General features: G+C 67.4%; 24 protein-coding genes. 13 read left to right on the forward strand and 11 right to left on the reverse strand.

From position 1 onward, the window contains the following. Positions 1–6: 6 nt before the first annotated feature. Entirely contained in the window at positions 7–237 is a 231-nt protein-coding gene (locus ACOGXQ_RS18660; protein WP_419945103.1) for a DUF3107 domain-containing protein, read from the reverse strand. A 477-nt stretch (positions 238–714) separates the two neighbouring features. On the opposite strand from ACOGXQ_RS18660, the gene ACOGXQ_RS18665 reads away from it, so the two are divergent. Further along, complete coding sequence (locus ACOGXQ_RS18665; protein WP_419945104.1) at positions 715–852, forward strand: hypothetical protein; 138 nt, start codon at positions 715–717, stop codon at positions 850–852. 465 nt (positions 853–1317) lie between these two features. Here the strand turns inward: ACOGXQ_RS18665 and ACOGXQ_RS18670 are convergent, their stop codons facing one another. Both ACOGXQ_RS18670 and ACOGXQ_RS18675 read right to left on the reverse strand, forming a co-directional pair. Next, positions 1318–3192 carry a transposase gene (locus ACOGXQ_RS18670; protein ID WP_419945105.1) on the reverse strand — a complete coding sequence of 625 codons (1875 nt, stop codon included), beginning with the start codon at positions 3190–3192 and terminating at the stop codon, positions 1318–1320. Between the two features lie 213 nt (positions 3193–3405). Beyond that, positions 3406–3627 carry a hypothetical protein gene (locus ACOGXQ_RS18675; protein ID WP_419945106.1) on the reverse strand — a complete coding sequence of 74 codons (222 nt, stop codon included), beginning with the start codon at positions 3625–3627 and terminating at the stop codon, positions 3406–3408. Between the two features lie 207 nt (positions 3628–3834). On the opposite strand from ACOGXQ_RS18675, the gene aroE reads away from it, so the two are divergent. The 3 genes from aroE (at position 3835) to ACOGXQ_RS18690 (ending at position 8342) form a co-directional block, all read left to right on the forward strand. Continuing rightward, the gene (gene aroE, locus ACOGXQ_RS18680) at positions 3835–4698 is read left to right on the forward strand and encodes a shikimate dehydrogenase (RefSeq protein WP_419945107.1); all 864 of its coding nucleotides are present in this window, start codon (positions 3835–3837) and stop codon (positions 4696–4698) included. 109 nt (positions 4699–4807) lie between these two features. Then, the gene (locus ACOGXQ_RS18685) at positions 4808–5509 is read left to right on the forward strand and encodes a hypothetical protein (protein ID WP_419945108.1); all 702 of its coding nucleotides are present in this window, start codon (positions 4808–4810) and stop codon (positions 5507–5509) included. Positions 5510–5858: 349 nt separating this feature from the next. Continuing rightward, positions 5859–8342, forward strand: coding sequence for a choice-of-anchor R domain-containing protein (locus ACOGXQ_RS18690; RefSeq protein ID WP_419945109.1), 2484 nt, complete (start codon positions 5859–5861; stop codon positions 8340–8342). A gap of 153 nt (positions 8343–8495) precedes the next feature. Here the strand turns inward: ACOGXQ_RS18690 and ACOGXQ_RS18695 are convergent, their stop codons facing one another. Continuing rightward, complete coding sequence (locus ACOGXQ_RS18695) at positions 8496–9944, reverse strand: class II 3-deoxy-7-phosphoheptulonate synthase (protein WP_419945110.1); 1449 nt, start codon at positions 9942–9944, stop codon at positions 8496–8498. Continuing rightward, positions 9922–10788 carry a sigma-70 family RNA polymerase sigma factor gene (locus ACOGXQ_RS18700; RefSeq protein ID WP_419945111.1) on the reverse strand — a complete coding sequence of 289 codons (867 nt, stop codon included), beginning with the start codon at positions 10786–10788 and terminating at the stop codon, positions 9922–9924. The genes ACOGXQ_RS18695 and ACOGXQ_RS18700 overlap by 23 nt, the downstream gene beginning before the upstream one ends. Before the next feature lie 362 nt (positions 10789–11150). Between ACOGXQ_RS18700 and ACOGXQ_RS18705 the strand changes: the two genes are divergently transcribed. Together ACOGXQ_RS18705 and rsfS are read left to right on the forward strand one after the other, a co-directional pair. Next, positions 11151–11744: a nicotinate-nicotinamide nucleotide adenylyltransferase gene (locus ACOGXQ_RS18705; protein ID WP_419945112.1), complete on the forward strand. Its 594-nt coding sequence runs from the start codon at positions 11151–11153 to the stop codon at positions 11742–11744. Further along, complete coding sequence (gene rsfS, locus ACOGXQ_RS18710; RefSeq protein ID WP_419945113.1) at positions 11741–12166, forward strand: ribosome silencing factor; 426 nt, start codon at positions 11741–11743, stop codon at positions 12164–12166. Before ACOGXQ_RS18705 ends, rsfS begins: the two co-directional genes overlap by 4 nt. A 50-nt stretch (positions 12167–12216) precedes the next feature. Here the strand turns inward: rsfS and ACOGXQ_RS18715 are convergent, their stop codons facing one another. Continuing rightward, positions 12217–13461: a DUF3048 domain-containing protein gene (locus tag ACOGXQ_RS18715; protein ID WP_419945114.1), complete on the reverse strand. Its 1245-nt coding sequence runs from the start codon at positions 13459–13461 to the stop codon at positions 12217–12219. 99 nt (positions 13462–13560) lie between these two features. Here ACOGXQ_RS18715 and ACOGXQ_RS18720 point away from each other — a divergent pair, with 99 nt between their 5' ends. Together ACOGXQ_RS18720 and ACOGXQ_RS18725 are read left to right on the forward strand one after the other, a co-directional pair. After that, a complete protein-coding gene (locus ACOGXQ_RS18720) occupies positions 13561–13818 on the forward strand; it encodes an NAD-dependent epimerase/dehydratase family protein (protein ID WP_419945115.1) in 258 nt (85 codons plus the stop codon). After that, positions 13812–13982, forward strand: coding sequence for a hypothetical protein (locus ACOGXQ_RS18725; protein WP_419945116.1), 171 nt, complete (start codon positions 13812–13814; stop codon positions 13980–13982). Before ACOGXQ_RS18720 ends, ACOGXQ_RS18725 begins: the two co-directional genes overlap by 7 nt. Before the next feature lie 15 nt (positions 13983–13997). On the opposite strand, the gene ACOGXQ_RS18730 is transcribed toward ACOGXQ_RS18725, so the two are convergent. Beyond that, positions 13998–15707 (reverse strand): hypothetical protein, encoded by a 1710-nt coding sequence (locus tag ACOGXQ_RS18730; protein ID WP_419945117.1) that lies wholly within the window; start codon positions 15705–15707, stop codon positions 13998–14000. Between the two features lie 149 nt (positions 15708–15856). On the opposite strand from ACOGXQ_RS18730, the gene ACOGXQ_RS18735 reads away from it, so the two are divergent. The 4 genes from ACOGXQ_RS18735 to ACOGXQ_RS18750 all read left to right on the forward strand — a co-directional run bounded on the left by ACOGXQ_RS18735 (position 15857) and on the right by ACOGXQ_RS18750 (position 19841). Next, the gene (locus ACOGXQ_RS18735; protein WP_419945118.1) at positions 15857–17209 is read left to right on the forward strand and encodes a sugar transferase; all 1353 of its coding nucleotides are present in this window, start codon (positions 15857–15859) and stop codon (positions 17207–17209) included. Next, positions 17206–18210 (forward strand): glycosyltransferase family 2 protein, encoded by a 1005-nt coding sequence (locus tag ACOGXQ_RS18740; protein WP_419945119.1) that lies wholly within the window; start codon positions 17206–17208, stop codon positions 18208–18210. Before ACOGXQ_RS18735 ends, ACOGXQ_RS18740 begins: the two co-directional genes overlap by 4 nt. A gap of 82 nt (positions 18211–18292) precedes the next feature. Next, positions 18293–18598 carry an amidohydrolase family protein gene (locus tag ACOGXQ_RS18745; protein ID WP_419945120.1) on the forward strand — a complete coding sequence of 102 codons (306 nt, stop codon included), beginning with the start codon at positions 18293–18295 and terminating at the stop codon, positions 18596–18598. A 4-nt stretch (positions 18599–18602) separates the two neighbouring features. After that, positions 18603–19841 carry a CaiB/BaiF CoA transferase family protein gene (locus ACOGXQ_RS18750; RefSeq protein ID WP_419945121.1) on the forward strand — a complete coding sequence of 413 codons (1239 nt, stop codon included), beginning with the start codon at positions 18603–18605 and terminating at the stop codon, positions 19839–19841. Between the two features lie 168 nt (positions 19842–20009). On the opposite strand, the gene ACOGXQ_RS18755 is transcribed toward ACOGXQ_RS18750, so the two are convergent. The 3 genes from ACOGXQ_RS18755 to ACOGXQ_RS18765 all read right to left on the reverse strand — a co-directional run bounded on the left by ACOGXQ_RS18755 (position 20010) and on the right by ACOGXQ_RS18765 (position 23536). Next, positions 20010–21344, reverse strand: a complete 1335-nt coding sequence (locus ACOGXQ_RS18755; RefSeq protein WP_419945122.1) for a bifunctional o-acetylhomoserine/o-acetylserine sulfhydrylase — start codon at positions 21342–21344, stop codon at positions 20010–20012. Positions 21345–21482: 138 nt separating this feature from the next. After that, on the reverse strand, positions 21483–22508 hold the full coding sequence (locus ACOGXQ_RS18760) for a D-2-hydroxyacid dehydrogenase (RefSeq protein WP_419945123.1): 1026 nt from the start codon (positions 22506–22508) through the stop codon (positions 21483–21485). Positions 22509–22714: 206 nt separating this feature from the next. Beyond that, on the reverse strand, positions 22715–23536 hold the full coding sequence (locus tag ACOGXQ_RS18765) for a 2-keto-4-pentenoate hydratase (RefSeq protein WP_419945124.1): 822 nt from the start codon (positions 23534–23536) through the stop codon (positions 22715–22717). A 141-nt stretch (positions 23537–23677) separates the two neighbouring features. Here ACOGXQ_RS18765 and ACOGXQ_RS18770 point away from each other — a divergent pair, with 141 nt between their 5' ends. Further along, on the forward strand, positions 23678–24121 hold the full coding sequence (locus tag ACOGXQ_RS18770) for an ArsI/CadI family heavy metal resistance metalloenzyme (RefSeq protein WP_419945125.1): 444 nt from the start codon (positions 23678–23680) through the stop codon (positions 24119–24121). 174 nt (positions 24122–24295) lie between these two features. Here the strand turns inward: ACOGXQ_RS18770 and ACOGXQ_RS18775 are convergent, their stop codons facing one another. Continuing rightward, positions 24296–25123 (reverse strand): acyl-CoA thioesterase, encoded by an 828-nt coding sequence (locus ACOGXQ_RS18775; protein ID WP_419945126.1) that lies wholly within the window; start codon positions 25121–25123, stop codon positions 24296–24298.

Here is a 25123-nt window from a genome sequence, read left to right on the forward strand (position 1 = left end):
GATGCCTCAGTCCGCGGCGAAGCCGATGCGCCGATCCCCGGTCGGACCCAGCTCGAGGAAGGCCAGTTTGTCGACGGGCACGCCGACGCGGCGCCCGCTGCGGTCTGTCAGCCACAGCACCGTCGCATCGCCTCCCAGCGCGCCTTCAAGCGCGGCTGCGGCGTCATCAGCGGAATCGTCGTCGATCTCGACGCTGAGCTCGCGGCCGCCGTGCGTGATGCCGATTCGGATGTCCATGGCCCCGCAGGCTACCGGTGGCACCCTCCGCGACTGCCGGACCGGATCGAGTAGCTGGCGCTCAGTTCTGCCTCGTGAATTCGATTCCGGCGCAACGGACACGCTCGCGCCAGCATGCCGAGACCATGATCAAACGTCTGTTGTTGCTACGAGTGTAGCTAAGCACGCTTGACAGCTCGGTTCGTGTCGGCATGGCGACAGCGAGGGTGGTGCTGAGCAGCGAATCCTGCGGCGCTGAAGTCGCCGCCGAATGCGAGCGCCTCAGTGATTCTCTCGCGGCGCATGATCTCGAAGCTCGTGGCGTCGACATAGTCGACATAGGAGTAGCTGCGCTCGTCGTGAGTCGTCAGCCATTCCCAAGCCCGCTCGTCTTTTGGCGGTGTGAGGTGGCGGGGCCGGTGCGGGTGGGGCTGTTGGGGTGTGCTGGGGCTGGCCCGCCGGGGACGGTTGGGTGCCGGTTTGGGATAGGGGGGCGCGGTGTCAGCGGGGGTGGGCGACGGCGAGCAGCGCTTCGGCGCCTGGGTGCTGTTGGGGCAGGCGCAACAGGACGCGTCGTGCGCTGCGGCACACCGCAGCAGGCAGGTGCCAGAGCTGGCTGCGGAGCCGTACTCGTGAATAGTCAGGGCTAGGCATGGCAGCGCGGCTACTGGTGCCTACCGCATGCGCGATCGGCTAGTGGTGTGTCGCGGTTTTCTTGCGGGCAGGTCGCGGCCCGCTGACCTGCGGAAACAGGCTTCGGCAGGCCCTGTGCAAATTGCCGACGCACCACTAGTGCCGCGTCAGCAAACGTTTGCGCGGTTGCTGGCGCCGTCGCTTCGCCTGCGAGCAGGCCCTCCAGCGATCCCCGCCACAGCGAAGGTTGCTTGACACGGCACTAGCAGGCTGCTGAAAAAGTCGATTTTCGGGCGGTGTCCAGTTGCAAACCCGCAGGTCAGGGGCTTGCGTTTCCCGCCAGACCTGCATATTTCAGCAGCCTGCTAGGAAGATGGTCGGAAAGCCGCTATTTCGGCGTTTGCCAGATGCAAACCCGCAGGTCAGGGACTTGCTGTGTCGGCAAGATCCCCATTTCCGACCAGCCTGCTAGGGGCCTTGTGCGGCAGTCGGTTCTTTGCCGGGATCGGGGCTGCGCAGTGCGTTGTCGGTGGGTTCGGGAGGTTGGAGCCGGGGTCGGCCGTCGGGTGAGGTCTCGATCTGGCGGCCGTGTTGGTGGAGATCTTTGTGGCAGGGCCGGCACAGTGAGGCGAGGTTCGGGATCTCGGTGAGGCCGCCGGTCTCGTAGCGGTCGATGTGGTGGCCTTCGGTGTGCTCTGAGGTGAGCTCGCAGCCGATGCAGCCGCCGTCGCGTGCAGCGAGGACGAGGCGTTGGGCATCGCTGGCGTTGCGAGTGCGCCCGAGTGCCAGTTCGTTCCAGTCGGCCTTGAATACCGCTGGCAGCACGTTCGCGTCAACGGCGTGCTCGGCGAGCAATTGCGCCGACAGCGGCGTGCCGTCGTCGAGGCGGGGATTGGCGAGCCGGTCGCTCGTGGCGTCGTAGTCCGCGATGATCAGAAGGCTCGTGCCTGAGCGTCGCGAGTTCGCTGTGCCGCAGACGAGTTGTGCGAGCGCGTCAGCGGTGAGCTGCGCGGTGGTGGGCTGCGGCATGTCTCCCGTGTTGGCTTCGGAATCGTCGCCGGGTCTGCTCGCGTGGTCTGCGCGGTGCTCGCCGTGCTGGCGCTGTGAACGCACTTCGGCTTGGAGCGCGAGGTTGAGTCGTCGGCCGGCGAGAAAGTCGAAGCGGCCTCGCAGGTCCCACATGCCGTCGTCGCCGCAGCGCAGAGAGACCTTGCGCTTGTGCCGTTGAAGGGCCAGCTCTGCGTCGACGGGGTCGAGATTCTTGGCGGCGGACTCGGCGGCGAGGTCGGCGTAGACCTGCTGGCTCTCATAGGCCAGGGTGTGGCGGGCGACGGTGTCGGAGGGATAAGCGCGGCACAGGCCCAGGAAGCTCTCTTCGCTGCGGCGGTGCTGCTTGGGGGCTTCGCGGGCGATGACCTTGGCGTGGGACATGTGGATCTGGCCGGCTCGCAGCGCCTCGACGGTGTCGGACATCGCTTGTGTGGCGAGGCTGTGGGCCAGCCGGGACTCCGAGCGGGCTTGGGAGGCGTTCATGCGGGTCAGCTCGCGCAGCTCATAGGCGACCGACTGGGCGCCGTGCAGGGCCGTCAGCTCGCCCACCACGGCCAGGTATTCGCCTTCGATGCGATTGCGCTCAGTGACCAGGTCAACCATGCGGTCCCGCAGCTCCCCATAGCTCGACGCGCCCAGACCTGCGTCGGCGGTGAAGCCGGCTGAGGGGCTGTGGGCGAGGCCGCCGGCTTTGAGGTCGGCGGTGGCGAGCTCGACGCGTGCGTGGGATCGGCAGGCGGCGTCGGCTGCTTTGGCGTCGAGCGCCCGGGCGTCGATGTCGGCGGCGCAGGCGTGGTGACGCCAGTCGGGGAACAGGTCGGCCTGGGCGCCGACCAGGCGAGTGCGGCGCACCGCCAGCCGCACCGTGCGGCTGGGCTTGGGGTTGGGCCGCCGTGCGCTGGTGAGCGTCGTCTCGGCGACTTGGGCCTCGCCGTCGTCGGTGCAGCCGATCTGGGTCCAGTCCGCATCGTCGACGGCCGCGATGGCCCTGTCGACGGCGGGGTTGGAGTCGACAGCGATCACGAACCTGGCGTCGAGCGCGTCGAGCTTGTCGATCAGGCCCCACGACAAGAACCCCGCGTCCGCGCGCACCCTCAGCGCCGCGTCGGGCGCCAGGCGGCGCATCCGGTTGACGGTCTCGGCGAACAAGCGGACATGGCCCCGCTGCGAGGAGCCCTTGCGCATCCGGGAGTGCACGATCTCGCCGGTGTCGTCGCGTGAAGCCACCAGCGGGTGATACCCCAGCCGACCGCCGTGCCCGTACGCGGCGCCGTGCTTCGCGTCGCTGCGCACCCCCACAGCGTGGAGTCGACATCGACCGTGACCGCCTTCGCCGCCGGGGCTGCGCCCGTCGCCCACGCACGGCCCAACACCAGCTCCCCGACGCGGTCCAGCCGGCGCACATGACCCCACGTGAACGACCGGGCGAAGGTCCCCAGCGTGGACGGCGCCACCGGCGCGAACCCCACCACCGCCCCAGCCGAGCCTGCCCGCAGCCTGTCCGCGTCAGAAAAGAACGACCCGCCCACCAGCATCGAGCACACAGCCGTGAGCACCTTCGCGCCCGACCCGCGCCCAGCCCCCGGCGGGCGCACCGCCTCGCCGATCAGCTCCTCCAAGCCCGCGGCCCACCAGCGTGCCCGCCAGCACCAGCCCCGCGTCCCCGACCAGGGACCCGTCGTCGAACACAGCCTCGATCCGGTCCAAACCCCCAACTACAGTGCTCACAGAAAGTGCCTCCCGTCATGGCATCACGCCACGATCTCACAAACGGCAAAATGCCACGTCAGGAGGCCTTTCTGGTGGACGCGCCGCACCACCCACCCACATCACACCGGTGAATCAGGGCTAAGCCACTCGCGCAAACGTTTGTGGTCACAGCACTAGCAGTGTTGGCCCACCTCAAAGGGCATCGCTGGCATGCACACTGTGTCGATGCGACCTGCACTGTCTGGTGATACGAAGGTGGCCGGCGTGATCGGCGACCCCGTGCGGCACTCCCTGAGCCCGGCGCTGCACAACGCTGGGTTCGCGCACCTCGGCCTGGACTGGGCCTATGTCGCGTTCGAGGTCCCGGCCGGCGGCGGCGCAGGAGCCGTCGCTGCGATGCGCGCCCTAGGCATCGACGGCCTGTCGGTGACCATGCCTCTCAAGGCTGAGGTGGTTGAGGCCTGCGACGAGCTGTCGCCTGCCGCAGCCATGCTGGGAGCCGTCAACTGCGTGCGTCGCAGCGGTGACCGCATGATCGGCGAGAACACCGACGGCGTGGGCTTCGTGAACTCGCTGCGCCGTCAGGCAGGCGTCGAGTTCGCCGGCATGCATGCCGTGGTGCTGGGCGGAGGTGGGGCGGCGCGCGCCGTGGTGGCGGCTCTGGTGAGCGAGGGCGCCTCGGTCACGATCGTGAATCGCTCCATGGAGTCAGCGGTGCGGGCAGCCGAGCTCGGCAAGGCGGCTGCAGCGGCAGCCGGTGTCGGCAGCTCGATGTCGGTGATGGTCGGCGCTCCCGGCGCGGTGAGAGACGCCGATCTGGTCGTGAACGCCACGCCGCTCGGCATGAATGCGGCTGATCCGATGCCGGTTGCCCCGGAGATGCTGCGCCGCGGGCAGATGGCGGTGGACCTCATCTACATGCCCGCTGTGACGCCGTTCCTCGAAGTTGCCGACGAAGCAGGCGCCCAGATCCTCAACGGCACAGGAATGCTCTTGTTCCAGGCCGCTGAGCAGTTCAAGATGTGGACCGGCCGCGATGCTCCCGTCAAGGCAATGGGGGCAGCCGTCGGCTTGGATATCGCCGGGTGACTCCCCGGCTCGAGCCGCAGCCCTCTGCGGCTGCCGACGACCGGGAGCAGGGCATGTCGACGGGTGCAACACATGATGGCGAAGGGGCGATTGCCTCCAGCGCTCAGCCATGGTCGCCGGCGACGGCTCTGTGGTGATCGCCCAAGTGGGTCCGAGTCTCGTTACCGGTGCAGCCATCGCATTGGGCGGCGCTGCTGCGGGTGCCGCATCAGTTCGTTGCGCCCGACGCTGCTTTGGCGTGAGCCTGCATCCGGCACCGGCGATCGCCTGGTGTGTCGTGATCGGGGCTGCACTGGTGCTGCGGACCGGCTCGAGCGCCTACTTAGCCCCGATGCTCGCGTTCGGCTGGACTGGCGTGGTGATCTCGGGCATCGACCTGCGCACCCATCTGATCCCCACCCGGCTGTTGCGAGCAACCAGCGCGGGAGCCATCGCTTTGCTGTGCGGGGCGGCAGCGATCGAAGGCGGGTTGGCGGGTCTCGGGGCCACCGCCGTCGCCGTCGCGACCGGGGGAGCGGTCGGCTGGGGCCTGATGCATGTCATCTGGTTGGCGTCGCGCGGCAGCCTCGGATACGGCGACGTGCGCCTCGGCGGCTACTTGGGCCTGCACTTGGGACTTGGCGGGCTGACGACGGTGCTGACGGGGTTCTTGGCCGGCTTCGCGTTCGCTGCCCTGGTAGGAGCGTTCGGCATCGTCGCGCTGGGCCGCAGCACCGACCACCGCTTCGCGCTCGGCCCCTCGCTGGTGGCCGGCGCGCTGGCGATCGTCTGGTGGTCAGCGCCGATCCAACTCAATGCGTTTCCTGTATGAACACCGTCACCCGACCGAGCTTGTCGCGTGACGCGCGCAGTCGGATCGGTGAATCACCCCGTGTTTTGTAGAGACTTGAATCACCCCGTGTTTGGTAGAGACTCGGGTTGTTGAGTCACGGCCGGTGTGTCTGTGTGGTGGGGGTGGGGAGCTTGGGTGTGCTGTAGTGTGCTGTGTTGGTGTCGGCGTGTTGGTGTCGGCGTTGATGGTTCGGTTTGAGGGGAGGTGCGTGGTGAGGGATTCGGCTGGGTTCGGGTCGGTGTCGGGCGGCGGGTTCGGTGTGGGCGCGCGGCGGGGTGCGGTGTTGTCTGACCCCCCCCCCCCCCGTGGTTGGTCGTGGTGTGATGCGTTGGGCGGCGTTGTCGGTGGTGGTGTTGTTGGCGTCGGCGGCGGTGCCTGTGGGGCCGGGGAGTCTTCGCCGCGGCTGGGCGGGGTGTCGGTCTCGAGTGACGCTGCGGGGGAGTTGAGGGTTTCGTGGGACGCGCCTGAGCGGGAGGCGTTTGAGTATCGGGTCCGGTGGGCGCGTGAGGATCTGGGGTATCTGTCGTATTGGCAGCCGAATGAGGCGGGTCGGGGCAACGAGTGGCCGGCCGGGGACGCGACGTCGGTGACGTTGCGCGGTCTCGATGAGGGCGCTGTGTACAAGGTGACGCTGCGGGCGCGGTTCCATGACGCCGGGGGCGGGGTGTCGGCGTCGCCGTGGACGCCTGAGGCGTCGGCGGCGGTGCTGTCGTCGTCGGCTGCTGGGTCCGAGCGCGTTGAGGCGCCTGTTGCTGCGCAGCAGCGCCAGGCCGGGCAAGAACCTCACAGCGCCGAAGAGTCCCAGCGCGAAGCCGGGTCCGCCGACCAGCAGGCAGACCATCGGCAGGCAGAGCCGCGCTCCGACACGCCCGCGGACGCTGACAGCACGCCCGCGGCGCCCTCGCTGACGGGCATCGCGCTCAGCCCTGAGGGTCACGTGCTGCTGCTGTGGCAAGCCCCCGGCGGCGGCACAGCCGGCGGCTACCGCGTCCTGCGCGGCGCCGATCCGGCGTCGCTGCAAGCCGTCGCGGAGGTCACCGGCTCGACTGCGACCAGCTACACCGACGCCGCGGCGCCCGCCGGCGCCACGCTGCACTACGCCGTCCAGGCCCGCAACGCCGCAGGCCTCAGCGAACCCTCCGACACCCTCAGCATCACCACACCGGGCGCACCGCAGACAGAGACCGAAGACCAGCAGCCCGAACAAGAAGAACCCGAGACAGCCGAGTCGAGTCACCTCACGACGTTCCTCTCCAACACAGAAAGTGACGACGCAATAGCAGCCAATCTTACCGACAATACTACGAGACTGGCCCAGTCGTTCAGGACCGGCGCGATTCCCACCGGGTATCTGTTGCACAGCGTGACACTCGTGCTGAACAGTTTCCGGCAAAATCTGACGATCCGGCCGGAGATCTGGACAGGCGAAGGACAGCCGGAAACTCGCGTGCACGAGTTGGAGATCTCTCCCGTCACCACTCCTAGTACGGATGAGGTCACGTACAATGCTGCTGCGCCTCTGGCCTTGGAGCCCAACACGACGTACTGGGCGGTGTTGATTCGGACCGCAGGAACCGGGCAGGTTGTGGGAGTTGCAGACAGTCATGCTGCGGCACTGCCGGGATGGTCCTTTGTCGGCAATGCACTCCGGTACACCGACTCATGGGGTCCTCGGATGCGCAGGCTCAAGCTGCGCATGAGCGGGGAGTTCACCGATCCGTATGTGGAGCCTGATGACGGGGATTTTCCTGGGGATGATCGGCGTTATGGGGACGTGACGGGTTTGGTTTCTTTGGGTCAGACCAGTTATGGGCATTTGTCGGGCAGCGATGTCGGCTGCCGCGGTCTGCCGCGGCGTGATGATCGGCGGGTCTGTTACGGGGCTGCTGGTGATCTGTGGCGGCTGGACGTGCCGGCGGGCGGCTATTACCGGGTGGAGGCGGTGTTCGGGGACAGTCCGGGGGTGGACACCGGCGGGATGGTGTCGGTCAGGTTCTTGAGGCCCGGTGATGGTGATCTGTCGGGGCTGGGCTCCGCGGTGGACCACAACCGCGAGGACGGTCGTTCCGTTGTTCACGTCAAGACCGACTGGCGGCGGCATTACGTCAACGTGGACGCCAAGGACGTCAACCCCGACAATCCCCGCACGAGCGCTGACGATCATCTGTCGGTGGAGTACGAGGGCGACTACACGATCACGGTGACCGACATCACGGGCGTGGCGGAGGTCACCGACAACGTGTACCACGACCGTCCCGGCGACGACTATTCCTCTCACAGTCTGCTGAGCACCGAGGAACTGGCCGAGGACGTCGACTTCGCTCAGCAGTTCACGACGGGCTCGCACTCGGGGGGCTACCGGCTGGACCGGGTGGAGGCGCAGTTCCATCTCGTCTCGCCCTCCACCGCAGCGGCGCCGGCGATCGCGATACACGCCGACTCCTCCGACGCGCCGTCCGCGACGAAGACGTGCGACCTGCAGAGGCCCGTGGCGATCCGCGAGCACACCAGGGTGAGCGGCGGCGCGGTGACGCGTCCCAGCCAGACCGACGGCCCGCTGCCCAAGAGCCATACGTTCCTGGCGGCGGCGGGCTGCAACCTCGCCGCGGACACCAAGTACCACCTCGTCTTCAGCGACCTGCCAGCGAACTCGTTCCGGCTGGAGCTGAACTCGAAGGCCGCCCAGGACGACCCCACCGCAGAGGGCTGGAGCATCGGCGACGGGCTCAGCATACGCGGCAGCAGCGCCACCGACTGGCGCAGCCAAAGCAACCGCAACGTCAAGATCAAACTGTGGGCAGCACCCCGATAACCGACAACCAAGACAGACGACACGCAAGCCGCCCGATGCTGGGGCGAGCAGGCCGCGCAGCCCGGCAACGCCGCGACCGCGCGCCGTGCCTGACGTCACACCACTCGACTTGACCTCTGGCGACCCCTTGGACGCGAACGGGCGACCCGGCAGCTAGGGGGCTGCGGCGAGCAGCTCGGCTACCAAGAACGCCAAGTCGAGCGACTGGCGGCCGTTCAGGCGAGGGTCGCACATGGTCTCGTAGCGATCCCCGAGCTGGTGCTGGGCCAGCTCGTCACCGCCGCCGACGCACTCGGTGACGGCATCTCCTGTGATCTCCAAGTGGATGCCGCCGGGCCAGGACCCCGCCTTGGCGTGCTCGGCGAAGTACTCCCGGATCTCCGACAAGATGGCGTCGAAGTGACGGGTCTTGACGCTTTTGTCGGTGGTGTAGGTGTTGCCATGCATCGGATCGCATTGCCACACCACCGGGTGGTCGGCGTCGGTGACGGCACGCAGGATGGGACCGAAGGCATCGGCGACGTTGCCGGCCCCCATGCGGCTGATCAGGCTCAGGCGGCCAGGAATCCGATCCGGGTTCAACGCCTCGCAGAGCGCGAGGACCTCATCAGATGTCGCTGTCGGCCCGAGCTTCACCCCGATCGGGTTGTGCACGCCGCGCAGGAACTCCACATGAGCGCCGTCGATCTCTCGGGTCCGCTCGCCGATCCACAGCATGTGCGCTGAGCAGTCATACCAGTCGCCCGTGATGCTGTCAGTTCGAGTCATCGCCTCTTCGTAACCCAGCAGCAGCGCCTCGTGGCTGGTGTAGAGCTCGACCTGCCGCATGGCGCTGTCATCGGTGTCGAGGCCGCACGCGTTCATGAACCGCAGCGCAGAGTCGATGCCGTTGGCCAAAGCTTCGTAGCGCTGGCCCGCAGGACTCGACGCGACGAACTCCTGATTCCAAGTGTGCACTTGGCGCAGATCTGCGTAGCCGCCACGGGTGAATGCCCGCAGCAGATTCAGCGTCGCCGCCGAGGTGTTGTACGCCTGCAGCAATCGGGACGGATCCGGTGTGCGGGCAGCGGGGTCGAATGCGATGTCATTGACAATGTGGCCCCGGAAGATCGGCAGCGTCACGCCGTCGCGAGTCTCCATCGGCTGGCTGCGCGGCTTGGCGAACTGACCGGCGATCCGACCGACCTTCACGATGGGCAGACCGGCGGAGTACTGCAGCACCACGGCCATCTGCAGGATGACCTTGAGGCGGTCGCGGATCTGATCGGCGGTCGACAGATCGAATGACTCCGCGCAGTCGCCGGCCTGCAGGACAAATGCCTCGCCGGCGCAGACACGCCCCAAGTGATCGGTGAGCCGCCGCGCCTCGCCTGCGAACACCAGCGGCGGCCTGCAGCCCAGCTCGCTCAGCGACTTGGAGAGCGCGGTGTGGTCGGGCCATTCGGGCTGCTGACCTGCGGGCCGGTCAGCCCACGAGCCGGGATGCCACCTTGGTGCGTGCTGAGACGAGTCGACCGGGGACCCCCCGGACCCAGTCGCTGCAGCCGGGGGGGTCCCGGAGCAAAGCGCGTCGGCTGGCTCAGACTGCGTCTGCGTCGGCATCGATGTCCACGAACTCGCCGTCGGCGGCGAGGCTCTGCAGCTCATCGACGGCACGCTTGACCAGACGGCGAGCTGCCTCGGCGGTCACGCCGAGCTCCTCGCCGATCTCGCGGTAGCTGCGCTGCTCGCCGTCGATGATCCCGTTGCGCCGAGCCACGGCGTAGCGGGCACGCTTGTCCAGCCGACCCAGCATGGACATCACCATCCCGCGACGGTCCGCCTCGATGGCGAAGTGCTCGGGTCCAGGCGCGTCATCGCCGATGAGGTCGATGAGCGCGCTGTCGCCGTCATCGCCGACGGTCTTGTCGAGCGACGTCGGGGTGCTGATCCGCTGCAGCCAGGCGTTCTCGTCGTCGAGCGAGTCGCTGTCGCCGCCGTTGTGGCGGAGCGCTGCGCGCAGTGTCGCAGAGCGATCCGAGGGCAGGCGGATGAGGCTGCCCTTCTGATCCAGCGCGCGCCCGATGGACTGGCGGATCCAGAACGTTGCGTAGGTGGAGAACTTGAATCCGCGCCGCCAGTCGAACTTCTCGACAGCGTGCTCAAGGCCGAGGTTGCCCTCCTGGATCAGATCGAGCAGCTCGAGCGTGGGCGGAAGCGGGTAGCGGCGAGCGATCGACACCACCAGCCGGAGGTTCGCGCGGATGAACCGGTCTCGGGCGGCGGCAGCGGTCTGCACGGCTTTGCGCAGCCCGCGCCGTTCTGCCACCGACAGCTCCTCGTCGCTGTCGAGGCGTGCGCGTGCGTCACGTCCGGCCTCGATCTGCTGGGACAGCATGCGCTCGTCTTCGGCGGTCAGCAGGGCGACCGCGCCGATCTCGTTCAGATACTGGCCAACTGAATCCATGACACACACTCCAACCGGCCGGAGGCAGCCGATTCTCGTCTTCGGTTGCATGCCGTCTCGGCATGCCGCCCGGTGGGGGACACCGGGTATTTCTTGCCCTCGACAGGCCTGTTCAGTCCTGGCTCAGGCGCGACGTCCCCGTGGCGGCGACGCCTTCCTTGCTTGTTCGCCTGCACACGATGCACGACCTGGGACTCCGGGCCTTGCACAACACTGCTTTGGGCGGACGACCAAACGTAGCACATGGCACCTAGCGCGCGCAAACAAGCGCATCCGAGAGCCGTCTCTTGGAGAAGCTGGACTCAGTGGCGCCTCGGTGCACAAGACCCATGTGTTGTGACGGGCGACTCTACACTGCCGCGGTGCCGCCGCAACTCGGGATATTCGGGGGCACGTTCGATCCTCCCCATGTCGGGCACGTCACAGCCGCGATCCGGGCGCGGGATCAGCTGGCCGCAGACATCCTGCATGTCGTCGTCGCTCATGACCCGTGGCAGAAATCCGGACGCCGTTCGGTTACGCCTTCTCACCATCGATTGGCGATGGCGCGCTTGGCGTTTGACGGACTCAGCGGCATCGAGGTCAGCAATGCCGAACTGGAGCGCGACGGACCCAGCTACATGATCGACACGGTGATGGAGCTCGAACGTCCTGGCACCGAGACCGTGCTGGTCATGGGGCCAGCCACGGCTGCTGGTCTGTCGACGTGGCATCGGGCAGACGAGCTGGCGCAGCGCGTGACGATCGCAGTGATCCAGCCGACCGGCGTGCCTCGTGTCCGCTTGGGCGGCTGGCGCGCAACTGCCGTCTTCATGGCGCCGGTGGCAGCATCCGCAACTTGGGTGCGCGAGTTGCTGGAGGGGTCCGGCGGTCCCGAGACGGCAGCCGCCCTTGACCGTCTCGTGCCGCGAGCAGTGATGGGCTACATCGCCGACCACAAGCTCTATTCTGCGTGAGCGTGGCATCGGTTCCCCAGGCGTCCCCGGCCGACGGTGCGATGCACGCCCCCAAGCCGATTGCCGAGAGCCTCGCCTCGGTTCCGCCGGCACTCGTGCGGGCCGCCGTCGAAGGGGCATCTGAGATGTCCGCCGAGCGCATCGTGGTGCTCGACGTCGGCGACGTGCTGGCCATCACCGATTGGTTCGTCATCGCGAGCGCTCCGAATGTGCGTCGCGTGCGGCGCATAGCCGAGATGATGGAAGAGCACGTGAAGGCGGCCGGGGGCGAAGGCCCGATCCGCACCGAAGGGCTGGACGAGGCGCAATGGGTCCTGCTCGATTTCGGGGAGTTCGTCGCGCACGTGTTTCACGAATCCACCCGGGAGTACTACGACCTCGAACGCCTGTGGTCCGACGTGTCTCGCCACGAGTTCAGCTGAGCCCACCGCAGCCGCAGCCGGTACGGCTGAGCGGACATGTCTGACGCGGATCAGGGAACGAGCGTGGCGGTGCCCTTCCGGGCGAGCGCGATCCAGGTGCGACCAGGCGTGAGCGGGACGATCACGGAGTTGTCCGAACGGAATACGGTGACGTCGCGCTCGGACAGGCGTTCCCATGTCCCCTGCACCACCTGCCCGTCGCTGAGCATCCACGCGACGCCGCTGCCGGTCAGCACCGGCTCGGGAGTCACCCTGTTGGCCGGACTCTGGCGGTAGCGCACGAACTGCACGATGACGTTCTCGGGGGCCACGCGCACGCCGTCGAAGTCGGTGTGCTCGCTGCCATTCTGGGTACGGGTCCATCCGCCCAGCCCTGCATTCCAGCGGTAGGACGCCTCGATCTGTCCGAAGTCGATATCGACGCCGCTGACCGTGGTGGCTCGCGGCAAGCTCTCGCCTTCGTCCCGGAAGCGGAAGTACGCAGGCGGCGTTCCGCCTCGCTCGCTGCCGGCGGCGAAGATCCGGGTCGTATCGCTGATGAGATTGTGTGGCGACTGCTTGGCCGGTGAGCGTTTGAACACGCCGTTGTCCAGCGAGCCTCCGTCGGTGATGTTGACCGCGTCGACGCCGCGGAGCGCACGTTCGGTGTATTCGTTGGCGCCTGAGTTCACGAAGATGGGCCGGTTGAGGTTCGACAGCAGCGCGAAGTCACCCGTGCGAGCTGACCGGATGGGGCCGATCAGGTGGGCATCGCGGGAATGGAAGATGGCGACCAGCCGGGTGAGGCGCGCTTCGACGAGTTCCTCGTACACCACGTCAGCCATGTTGATGCCCCATTGCGGCAGCGCGTTCGGGTGGTTGTCGATCTTCACCACGGCAGCGGGCCGCGTGATCTCGGCAGGGGCCGGCAGGCCAGTCAGCGGCGCCCGGTAGAGAGGCGCAGGAATCGTGGGGGGAGCGGGCTCGGTGGTGACGGCAGAGGTCGTCGGTGCTTGGATTGTCGCGGCTGTCGTGCGGGGCGGCGCAGTCACGGCGCTCGTCAGTGCAGTCGACGATTCCGTCGTCGGGGCAGTGGTTGGAGCAGATTCCGTCTCGACCGGCTCGGTCACCCTGATCGGTGAACATGCCGCCAGCATCATCAGCGCGCCGAGCCAAGGTGTCCATGCCAAGAGCCGACTCCTCGTGCCCTGTGCGGCTGTGCGCTGGCGGTGCATCAGCACACAGCGGGTGTTGCTGAGGCGCAGACCGATCGCTTCCGGCCAGTCTGCGGCAAATGGCTCGCGGAGACGCTCCAAAGATCTGCTCCTCGACATGTGCAGCAGGGCCACCGCGGCCATCCGACCGAACACTCACCATACCGGTCGGTTCTCGCGGGAGGGTGGCACACTGCCCCCATGGCCACGCTGATCACTGGCGGCACCGGATACGTCGGGAGCCATACCGTGGCCGCCCTGCACACGGCCGGGCGAGATGTCGTGGTGCTCGACGACTTTTCCAATTCCCGGCGTGATGTCATCGCACGAGTGCGGTCGTTGACGACTCCGGACTTGATCGTCGTCGAGGGTGATGCCGGGGATCGCCCCACCATCGAGCGGCTGTGCGACGAACACGACGTCGACTCGGTGGTCCACTTCGCGGCCTGCCCATGGTGATGCGGGTGGCGGAGGGCTCTGCGGACAGGCTGCAGGTGTTCGGCGACGACTACGACACGCGGGACGGCACGGCAATTCGCGATTACGTGCACGTGACCGATCTCGCCGAGATGCTGACGGATCACTGGCGATTCGCGCGTCGCTGCGGGCAGGGACTCGCCTGAGGCCTGCCGGGTGCGTCACTCGAACATCGCAGCGGCAGTGATCAGGGTGTATTCGCCTCCTGCGGCCAATGGCTCGTCTAGTGCCGAGGGAGGCACGAAGTCCGGAACCCGGTCATTCCGCACGAGGATGACATCGGTGGGGGCGACATCATCGAGCGTGGTCTCGTCAAGCATCCAAGCGGGCCGGTCGAGGTAGTACGCGATCCACCGGGGAGTCCAGATTCCCTCGGTGAACCAAACAAGCTCGGCCTCAGCGATGTCAGGTGCATCCCGCGCTCGGGCAAGGACGGCCCCGGCATCCGCAGGACGGTCCAGGTAGAAGTCACGAGTCGAACCGGTGACGACGAACCCCAGGGTCACCAGGGCAACTGCCGCAGCGGCCATTCCGAGCGGGAGCCGCAGCCGCGCAGCCCAGCCGCGAAGTCCGCGCCGCACGGCGTCAGCAAGGGCCGCAACGCCGATTGCGGTGGGTGCCACCCAGGGAAAGTTCCACAGCCGGTGAATCCAGGCGCCTTGTTGCAAGGCGAACGTGAGTGACGCGGCGACAGCGAGCGTGACGAGGGCCGGTCCACGTGTGCGGCGGTCGAGGAATGCCGCGATGAGCGCCGGGAAGAACAGCAGGCGAAGCCACCACGAAGCCAGCAGATGGTGACCGGCGAAGCTCCATTGCCGTTGGAGGAATTCGCCAAAGGTGAATTGCGCCTGCTCGGCTGCTGTTGACACGTCGTTGCCGGTGCGAAACGCCACGCGCTCGCTCAGCTCGGAGATGTCGGTTGCGTTCAGCAGCCAACCAGCTGTCAGCAGACCTCCGGCGACTGCTCCGGTGACGACCGCGGTCAAGCCCGGCGACCATCCCAGGCGAATCCAGCCGGACAGGCCGCGAGGCGAGGTTCTCATGGAGTGCCAGCTGTGCGCCTCTCGGCGGCGCCGTTGGATCGTGCCGATGAACAGCCACGGCAGCAGCAATCCCAGCGACGCGATGGCGATCCATGAGTGCATTGCCGTCAACGCCGCGAGCACACCTGCACCCGCCAGCGCCCAACGCGATGGGTGCGTCGTCTGGCGCAGCCAGGCGATGGCGGCGGTGAGCGCCAGCAGCAACGAGAAGCTGATGCCCATGCGGGCGTACACATAGAAGAAGCCGGTGCTCACCATCACCAGTACGGCGATCAGCGTCGGCCCCCATGACATGCCAACCGCACGCAGCACCGCTGCCAGGAACGCCACGGTGGCGACGCCCAGCAGGAAGTCCGTGATCCGGACTGCGGCTGGGCTGTCGCCGAAGGCGCCGACCGACGCGATGGTCAAGAATTGCTTCAGCGGCGGGTGGTGCGCGTAGGTGACTGCTTCTGTGGGCGGTTCGGTTCGCGGGGGTACCTCGAACTCGGCTCGGATGAACGGATCTGTGCGCGCTCCCAAGCTGGATTCAATGGGGCCGAGATCCCAGAAATTGCGCGCCTGAATGCCCGCCCGACCGAAGATGCGACCGTCGTCGCTGTTGCCGAGCGGCAAGTCGAGATCCGGCGCCCACAGGGCGAACAGGCCGATGCAGATGAGCGCTACGACGGTCCAGCCTGACCAGAGGCGCCCAAATCGGCCGCGTGCTGTAGTGAGCCTTCCTGCTGCGTCGGCTGTTGCTTCCCGCTCATGTTCGCTGCGCTCACGGGCCGCTCGGGCCCCGGCTTCGCCTGGCGGCTCAGCCTCCGGGTCGCCTCGGCGTGCCATGAGCGATCTTTCGGTTCTCGGCGGCTGCTGCCGCCGTGCGAAGGGACGCAGCGTAGTATCGGCCCGATGGCAGTCGACGGGCGGCACCGGCTGCCGGATGCCGGCTGCCGCACACCGAGCGACGTGTCCCAACTCGCCATGAGACTCCCGTGACGTCAGCTGTGCTGCAGAGCCGGAATGGCAACGAACCGGCCCGTCCGGGATTCCGGCATCTCTACATCATCGATGCGGTGACGCTGTTCGCCCTGATGGCAGCGATCACGGTGGTCCGATTCGGATTCGGCTGGCCCACCTACCCGCGCAGCCACTACTTCATCGGATTCGGAATCGCCACCGTGCTGCACATGACCGTCTGTTACTTCGGCGGCTTCTACGAGTACGAGCAGCGCCTCGGCCATCGGCCCTGGTTGCCTCGCGCGATGCTGCTGACGTTCATGGCGGTAGGCGGCGACGCCACCGTGACGCTGCTCACGGGCCGCTATCTCATGCCACGCGGCAACCTGGTCGTGTTGGCGGTTGCCGCCAGCGTGCTCATCTCATTCAACCGGTGGGCCGCTCGGCGGGTACGGCTGCGACGCTTCGGGAAGCCCTGGATGCTGCTCGTCGGCACGAACGATGACATCGACTCCGCAAAGCAGCATCTCGGAGACAACGAACGTGACGCCGTGATAGCGGGCAGCTTGACTGACGGCCCCGATGTCTGGTCCGGCATCTGCGCCGAGGCGGAGCGCATCGGGGCGACAGATCTGTTGCTGCTCTCGGGACAGCCGCTCGAGGAGATCTATCCCGAACCGCTCGGCGAACTGGAATTGCGAGGGATCGGCGTGTACCGCCGGGTCACTGCGGCCGACACGCTGCTCGGCCTGCAGCGGAGCCGCCAGATCGGCGGAATGCCCTTTGTTGCGTTGCGGGAGCACGCGCTGCCGCTGTGTCGCCTGCGATTCAAGCGTTTGCTCGACCTGGCCTACCTGACGTTGTCGGCTCCGGTCGTGTTGCCGCTGGCTGCATCAGTGGCCGCCTATGTGCGCGCTCGGGTAGGCCGTGGCGTGCTCTACCGCCAAGAGCGAGTGGGCCGCGGGGGAGTCCCGTTCATGCTTCTGAAGTTCCGCACCATGGCTCGGGACGCGGAACGCAACGGGCCGGTGCTGGCAGGCGAGAACGATCCTCGGGTGGTGTCGGGGATGCGATGGCTCCGACGGACCCGGCTCGACGAACTGCCGCAGCTGTGGAACGTGCTCACCGGGTCGATGTCCATCGTGGGACCACGTCCAGAACGACCTCAGATCGTGGCTCGGCTGGAACGGGAGATCCCCGGCTACGGCCGGCGGCATGACGTTCCGCCCGGCATCACCGGTCTGGCGCAGACACAGGGTCACTACCAGACAGACCCCGGCTACAAGCTGGGGCACGACCTGCAGTACGTCGTGAACTGGTCGCCGGTGCTCGACTGGGAGATCATGGCCAAGAGCCTCGTCGTCATGGCCCGTCGCAACGCCCGGTGACCGCTGCTGGCGGCGCCGGACAGCCGAATGTCACGGCCGGCAAGCCACGTGCCACCGTGGTCATTCCCGCTCGCAACTGCGCGCAGGTGATCCAGGGATGTCTCGACGCGGTAAGCGCGCAGACCTACACCGGGCCACTGGAGGTGGTGATCGCCGTTGCGCCCAGTACCGACGGAACCGAGGGCGCGGTTGCCGGGGCACGCTGCTCATGGCCCATCGAGATTGTCGGCAATCCAGCAGGCACAGCGTCGTCTGGTCTCAACGCTGCGATCGGGGCCTCCCGCGGGGAGATCATTGTGCGCGTCGACGCGCAGTCCCGGCTTCCGGACGACTATGTCGAGCGGGCGATAGCGACGCTGGCCCGCACCGGGGCTGCGAACGTCGGAGGTGTGCAACGACCCGTCGGCCAACATGGCCTGAGCCGTGTGATCGCGGCGGCGATGTCATCGGGCTTCGGGGGCGGTCCAGCCCAGTTCCGGCACGGCCGCCACGAAGGACCCGTCGACACCGTTTATCTCGGAGTGTTCGATGCCGAGGCGCTCGCGGCCGTCGGCGGCTTCGTCGAGTCGCTTGAGCGCAACCAGGACTACGAGTTGAACTGGCGGCTGCGAGAACAGGGACGCATCGTCTGGCTGGATCCGGGCCTCGTGGTCGACTACCTGCCGCGTTCGAGCTGGGGCGGCTTGGCCCGTCAGTATTACGACTACGGGGCCTGGAAGCGCATCGTGATCAGCCGACATCCGCGCTCGATGCAGCCTCGGCAGCTCGCTGCGCCTGCGCTGGTGTGTGGCCTCGTGCTGTCGGCGATCGAGCTGGCTCGCGGCCGCCTGCGAGGGGGACTGGTGCCTGCGGCCTATCTCGGTGCCTGCGCCCTGGCGGCAGCTCGGCTCCGGCGCGGCCTGCCCGGTATGGCCGATCGCCTGCGAGCAGCGGCCGCATTCGCGGTCATGCACCTCTCGTGGGGCGTGGGCTTTCTTGCCGGCAGGCGCGGCGGCCGCTGAACCGGACACCGCTCACCACGGCAGGTGTCACAGCAGCAAGTGGCCCGGGACCTGTCCTGCAGCACTCAGTACGCTCACAGCCATGTCGCCCGCTTCCATGAATGACGTCGTGATCCGCAACGGGACGGTGGTGGACGGCAGCGGGGCAGCGCCCGGCGCTGCTGACGTCGCTGTCTCCGATGGCGTCATCACTGATGTCGGCGAGGTGGACGGTCGGGGTCGTCGCGAGGTCGATGCCGAGGGACATCTCGTGCTTCCCGGATGGGCGGACATCCATACCCACTACGACGGTCAGGCCATGTGGGATCCCGAGATGACGCCGTCGTCGTGGCACGGCGTCACGATGGCGATCTTCGGCATCGGCGATTCACTGAGCCGGTGGTGCTGAGCCGGTGGGCGCTGCGTCAGCGAGTGCCGAGCCGGTCGCCACAGTGCCCACGCCTGGAGCAGATTCAGCCGCTCAGGCGCTGCCGCTCGCCGGCATCGTCGTACTCGATCTGACCATCGCGCGTGCCGGGCCCACGGCGGTCCGGCAGCTCGCGGACTGGGGTGCCGATGTCATACGGGTGGATGCACCCACCGACGGCTTCGAGGAGGGCCGCGAGACCTCGCCCGACCACCTCAACATCCACCGCAACAAGCGCTCAGTGGTCATCGACCTGAAGCACCCGTCGGGCCGCGATCTGCTCCACCGTCTGGTGCGGTCCGCAGATGTGCTGGTTGAGAACCTGCGACCGACCGTCAAGCACCGGCTGGGCTTCGACCTCGAGACGCTGCACAGTCTGAACCCGGCCCTCGTCATGGGCTCGATCTCGGGATTCGGCCAGGACGGCCCCTATGCAACACGGGGAGGCGTCGATCAGATCGCCCAAGGCATCGGCGGGATGATGGCAGTCACGGGGCTGCCCGGCTACGGCCCCGTCCGCGCCGGTGTGGCGATCAGCGATGTGACCGCCGGGCTGCAGCTGGCGATCGGCATTCTCGTCGCGCTCCTCGAACGGGGTCGCACCGGCGAAGGGCGCTGGGTGCACACGTCGCTGCTCGAGTCGATGATCGGCATGCTCGACTTCCAGGCAGCTCGTTGGACGGTGGCCGGGGAGGACCCACCGCAGGCCGGCAACGACCATCCGACCATGATCCCGATGGGGACCTACGAGGCAGCCGACGGGCACATCAACATCGCGGCGCCGGGAGGCCGGCTGTGGCGGACGTTCTGCGCAGAGATCGGCCGCCCTGACCTGCCCGACGACGAACGGTTCTCGTCGACCAAGCTGCGCTCAGCAAATCGGACCGAGCTGAACAAGCTCATCAGCGAACGGCTCGCCACGGCCGGCTGCGACGAATGGGTCGAGCGGCTCAATGCTGCGGGCATCCCGTGCGGGCGTGTCAACACGGTGGCCGAGGCGTTTGCCGACCCGCAGGTGAAGCACCTCGGCATGGCGGCGCCGGTGCGCCACCCGCACATGGGCGACATTCGCATCGTGCGCAACGCCACCCAGATCGACGGCGTGCCCGGCGACATCCGCCGGCCCAGCCCCGCGCGGGGCGAGCACACCGACGAGATCCTGACCCAGTTCGGTCTGGAACCAGACGAGATCGTCGCCCTGCGCGAGGCCGGCGCCGTCCGCTGAAGCAGCCTGCAAGAACCAGCAGGAACTACCCCGCAATTTCCTGCATGAACTGCGCGGCGTGGAAGGTCGAATCGAAGTTCGTCGACTGGTGAGCGGCGTCCGGCGGCGGGCTGACGACCTTACGGCACCAGCCCGCCGGCCGTTGATGCTTTCGTTTGATGCTGAGCGTCAGATGCTGGCTGCGGCCTCGAAGCCGATGTCGAGGTCGGCGATGATGTCGTCGATCGTCTCGATGCCGACCGACAGGCGCACCAGATTCGGCTCGACGCCGGTGTCCGACTGCTCCTGGGGAGTCAGCTGGCTGTGCGTCGTGCTCGCCGGGTGGATCGCCAGGCTGCGCACATCGCCGATGTTGGCGACGTGGCTGTGCAGCCGCAGGCTCTCCACGAACTTCTGACCGGCCTTGGTGCCGCCGTCGATGCCGAAGGCCAGCACCGAGCCGGCCCCCTTGGGCAGGTACTTGCGCGCCAGCTCGTTGTACGGGCTCGACGCCAGCCCCGCATAGAGCACCCAGTCGACCTGCGGATGGCCTTCGAGATAGTCGGCCACCGCGACAGCGTTGGACACATGCCGCTCCATGCGAAGCGACAGCGTCTCGATGCCCTGCAGGAACAGGAAGGCGTTCATCGGTGAGACAGCGGCGCCGATGTCACGCAGCAGCTGCACCCGAGCCTTCAGGATGTACGACCCTGCGCCGAGGGCAGGCCAGTAGGCCAGCCCGTGGTAGCTGGGATCGGGCTCGGTGAACATCGGGTGCCGGCCCGAAGCGCCGAAGTCGAACGTGCCGCCGTCCACGATCAGGCCGCCGATCGACGTGCCATGACCGCCGATGAACTTCGTGGCCGAGTGGACCACGATGTCCGCACCGTGGTCCAAGGGCTGGCACAGGTAGGGCGAGGGCACCGTGTTGTCGACGATCAGCGGAACGCTCACGCTGTGCGCCACGGCTGCGACCGCCTCGAAGTCCAAGATGTCGTTCTTGGGGTTGCCGACGGTCTCGCCGTAGAGCGCCCGCGTGTTGTCACGCACTGCGGCTCGCCAGGAGTCGGCATCGTCGGGGTCCTCCACGAAGGTGACCTCGATGCCCATCTTCGGCAGCGTGTAGTGGAACAGGTTGTACGTGCCCCCGTACAGCGACGGGCTGGCCACGATGTGGTCGCCTGCCTCCGCCAGGTTGAGGACCGCCAACGTCTCCGCAGCCTGTCCCGAGGACAGCGCCAGCGCTCCCGGGAGCCCGACCGCAGTGCGCACGCCGCCCTCGAGCGCGCTGATGCGCTCCTCGAGCACGTGCTGGGTCGGATTCATGATCCGGGTGTAGATGTTGCCGATCTCCGCCAGCCCGAACAGGTTCTGAGCATGCTCGGAGCTGTCGAAGGTGAACGACGTGGTCTGGTAGATGGGCACGGCGCGGGCGTTGGTGGCGCTGTCAGGCGCTTGTCCCGCGTGGACCATTCGTGTCTCGAATCCGAGATCGGCAAGTGGGTCTGTGGGTGTTTCGCTCATGTCGAGCTCCATTTCTTGTGCCCCATGAGGCGGGCTGTGCCTGGTCCGGCGGGATTGCCGGACGCAGCACTGTACCGGCTATTCCCGACCAATCCAGTCGGATTTTCTGTGACAGGTCGGTGTCGGAATCTCGCCGGTCTAGAACCCGGTCTGCTTGTCCACGACGCCTTCGAGCGGCCTGCCTTCGCGCAAGGCCACCAAGTTCCGGCAGAAGCGCTCGAGATTGCGCCGGGCACGGTGCTGGCTGGCGCCTGCGGTATGCGGGGTCATGACGCAGTTGTCGAATCCCCACAGCGGGCTGTCCGGCGGCAATGGCTCGACCGGCGCGACATCCAAGGCGGCCCCGCCGATGCGGCCTGCGGCGAGCGCGCGCTCCAGCGACGGCCCGTCGATGATCTCGCCGCGGGTCACGTTCAGCAGGACCGCCCCATCGGGCATCAGCGCGAACATCTCGTCGTCGAACATTGCCCGTGTTGTGTCAGTGAGCGGCAGGCCGACCGCCAGCACGTCGCTGGTTGCCACGATGTCGTGCAGCGACTCCGGGCCGCCGACTGTCTCGACTCCCTTGCCAGGCGGTACCGGGTAGAGGTCCATCGCCTGCACAGTCATGCCGAACGCCACGGCTCGCCGAGCCAGGTGACGTCCCGTGCCGCCGAAACCCAGGATGCCCATGGTGAGGCCTTCGAGTTCGAGCTCGCTGTAGCGCATCCGTTCCCGGAGGTCGTTGTCCCAGCCGTCCGGGCCGAGCTTCGCCGCCATCGCGATGCGCCTGACCAGCGCCAGCAGCAAGCCGAACGCGTGGTCGGCCAAGTGGCTGCCGACGAGGCCTTTCTCGCCGGTCAGCACGACGTCGCTGTCGACGAACTTGGGATACATGAACATGTCGACGCCTGATGCCGTCGCATGCACCCAGCGCAGATGGGGCGCCGCGTCGAACAGCCACTCGGGCACGATGCCGAGGATCACCTGCGCATCCGCCGCCAGCGGCACCCCGTCCCGTGGCCGGTCGACGACGTTCACGACGGTGCCGGGACCCGCCGCGTCACGGATGTCGGCTTCTTCGGCAGGGCTGACATTGGGCAGGGTCAGCGTCTTGGTCACGAGCACGTTGAGCGGCCCGTCGGGCGCCTCCAAGATCGTTGGGCTGGGCAGGCCAGTACTCATCTCGTCATGCTCCCGTCTGCGTGCCGACAGAGGTGGCCTCGGCGGTGCTGAGGCGACTGCTGGTCACACGGCGAGGGCGTCGCGGTCGGGCGCGAGCGTTGCCGGGCACTGCGGTGCCGGTGCTGGATGCGTTCACGCAGTCGACGCCTCGACAGCTTGCAGGCGTGCGGCCGCGGCCGCTGACGATGCGGGTGTGCCGGAGGCGTTCATGCGACCAGCGCCTCGACGGCGCCGATGCCGCTGTAGTCGGTGATCCAGTGTTGCCCCGCCTCGGCCCGGAAGCGGGCGTATGCGCCGGTGATGACACATTGACCCGGCTCCAGCGCGAGTCCGTGCCTGTGCAGGGTGGCGGCGAGCCGGGCAATCGACAGGTAGGGGTTGTCGACCTCGTCCGCGGCCGTGCAGCTGAAGCGTTCCTCGCCGTCGCACAACACCGTCACCACGCAGCGATCGAGTTCCGCTGCGGGCGGGGCGTCGGCACCCGAGCCCCGCACGATGGCCCAGTTCGTCAGATTGTCCGCGACGAGCATGGCGAGGTTGCCTTCGACGGCTACCCGCGCCTCGTTGATCTCGTAACCGGCGCAGACCGCTGAGATCCGTTCGGGCACCGACGCGGGATCAACGCCGTGGCCGGCGATGCGCTTGCCGATGACGAAGAACATCTCGGGCTCGACGGTCACCTTGTTGATCTCCGCGGACGGTATGTCGGCTGGGGAAGAGAGCACTCGGTTGACGTGCCCGAAGGGCCGATCGTCGATGCCCGCCGCTGCGCGTGCACGATCCGAGGTGAGTCCCACCTTCCAACCAGCCTGCACAGTGCCGACTGCGACAGCGCGGCGCTGCATCTCGCACTGGATCGCCAGTCCGTCCTCGAAGCCGAGTGCCGAGAATGCGTCGGTGGGGGGATTGCCGCCCTTCTCGTAGTAGCTCGACAGCGCATCGGCGGCGGCGAGTTGCGCGGGACTGAGCACGCGGGCGAGTTGTCCGGGCTGGGAATGTCCGGGGCCGGGTTGTCGCGGGGGATTCACAGGGGCGCACCCTATGCCCGTGGCGGCGTTGCAGCATCGAATCGCTTGCGGACTACTCATCGGGCGCTGGCAGCGACAGGAGCGACAGGGATGTCCGGAATCGTCCTTTGCGGTGCACGGGACCGGCCCTAACGTGAGTTCATGCGGTTGCAGTTGGCGCTCAATGTGGACGACATCGACGAGGCGGTCGATTTCTACTCTCGGCTCTTCGGCGCCGAACCCGCCAAGCGGCGCGAGGGCTATGCCAACTTCGCCATCGACGAGCCGCCGCTCAAGCTGGTGCTGTTCGAGAACTCCGGCAACGGCGGCACCATCAACCATCTCGGGGTCGAGACCGCCTCTGCCAGCGAGGTGGAGCAGGCCCATGCCCGCATGCTCGAGGCCGGCCTCACCACCTCCACGATCGACGAGACCATGTGCTGCTACGCCGAGAAGGTGGAGACATGGGCCACCGATCCGCACGGCATCGAGTGGGAGTGGTACGTGAAGCAGGGAGACGCCGAAGTGATGAACAACGTCGTGCTGTCACGCCGCGGCGACGGCACCGAGCGAGCGAGCCGCTCCGACGAAGCCTGCTGCGCATAGCGCCCGGTCAGTGAAGCGCGTCGGCCGAACCAGCAGCGTCCGCTGCTCGGCAGCGTAGGCAGGGGTGGTCGTCGCGGGGGTCGCTCAACGGATGCTCCGCCGCATGAGTGGCGATGTACGCGCCGATTCTCGACCGTGCCGTGAGCGCGACGAGGCTGTTGCCCTGAGACTCTCTCAGCCTTGGGGGCGGCGCTCTCGCAGCAACACTTCTTGGGCAATCGTCGCGACGTGGCTGCCGTCGGGGGCGAACAGGTTGCCCACTGTCATGCCCCGGGCGCTCGTGAGTCCGTGGCAGTCGAACTGGTACAGGTGCCACTGGTCGGCCCGCATCGGGCGGTGGAACCACATTGCATGGTCCAGCGACGCGCCCATGAACGTCTTTTGGTAGCGCTCGCGGGGCACCTGCAGCGGGTGCAGCGAGCGTGCAGCGTTGAACTGAATGGCATCGGAGGTGAACGCCAACCCGCAGATGTGCAGCCGGGGATCGTCGTCGATCGGGCCGACGATGCGCACCCAGCCCATTGACTGGCCGGCGCCCGGGTGGCTCGGCAGCGGACGGCGCTCCATGATCCACGGCCAATGTTCCTCGTCGACGTTGCGGCAGTCTTCTGGATTGGGCGCCAACGGGATCCGCGCCGTCTGCACCTCGGCGTCCTGCTCCTCGACGTGGAACGAGCAGGAGAGGTTCAGGATCGCGCCGCCGCTCTGGCGGGCCACGACGGCGCGCGTGCAGAACGAGCGGCCGTTGCGGAGACGGTCCACCTCGTAGCGCACTGGTTCGTCCAGCGTGCCGCCCCGGATGAAGTAGGCGTGAACCGAGTGGGGCACGAACTTCTCTTCGATCGTTTGGAACGCTGCCCATAGGCCCTGGGCGATGACTTGCCCGCCGTAGATCCGGCCCCACATGTACTCGGGGCTGACGCCGATGTAAGTATCGGGGCCGTGCTGCTCGAGGAACATCACCTCGCCGTAGGTCGTCGGTGGTTTGATGCCGCTGGTCAC

The sequence above is a fragment of the Candidatus Poriferisodalis sp. genome (genome assembly GCF_965208485.1).
Lineage (GTDB): Bacteria > Actinomycetota > Acidimicrobiia > Acidimicrobiales > Poriferisodalaceae > Poriferisodalis.

Bases quoted from the DNA above. Each gene is read 5' to 3' on its own strand.
- ACOGXQ_RS18660 (WP_419945103.1), bottom strand. From the start codon at position 237: ATGGACATCCGAATCGGCATCACGCACGGCGGCCGCGAGCTCAGCGTC.
- aroE (WP_419945107.1), top strand. From the start codon at position 3,835: ATGCGACCTGCACTGTCTGGTGATACGAAGGTGGCCGGCGTGATCGGC.
- ACOGXQ_RS18685 (WP_419945108.1), top strand. From the start codon at position 4,808: ATGGTCGCCGGCGACGGCTCTGTGGTGATCGCCCAAGTGGGTCCGAGT.
- ACOGXQ_RS18695 (WP_419945110.1), bottom strand. From the start codon at position 9,944: ATGCCGACGCAGACGCAGTCTGAGCCAGCCGACGCGCTTTGCTCCGGG.
- ACOGXQ_RS18700 (WP_419945111.1), bottom strand. From the start codon at position 10,788: ATGGATTCAGTTGGCCAGTATCTGAACGAGATCGGCGCGGTCGCCCTG.
- ACOGXQ_RS18720 (WP_419945115.1), top strand. From the start codon at position 13,561: ATGGCCACGCTGATCACTGGCGGCACCGGATACGTCGGGAGCCATACC.
- ACOGXQ_RS18725 (WP_419945116.1), top strand. From the start codon at position 13,812: ATGGTGATGCGGGTGGCGGAGGGCTCTGCGGACAGGCTGCAGGTGTTC.
- ACOGXQ_RS18730 (WP_419945117.1), bottom strand. From the start codon at position 15,707: ATGGCACGCCGAGGCGACCCGGAGGCTGAGCCGCCAGGCGAAGCCGGG.
- ACOGXQ_RS18745 (WP_419945120.1), top strand. From the start codon at position 18,293: ATGTCGCCCGCTTCCATGAATGACGTCGTGATCCGCAACGGGACGGTG.
- ACOGXQ_RS18755 (WP_419945122.1), bottom strand. From the start codon at position 21,344: ATGAGCGAAACACCCACAGACCCACTTGCCGATCTCGGATTCGAGACA.
- ACOGXQ_RS18760 (WP_419945123.1), bottom strand. From the start codon at position 22,508: ATGAGTACTGGCCTGCCCAGCCCAACGATCTTGGAGGCGCCCGACGGG.
- ACOGXQ_RS18770 (WP_419945125.1), top strand. From the start codon at position 23,678: ATGCGGTTGCAGTTGGCGCTCAATGTGGACGACATCGACGAGGCGGTC.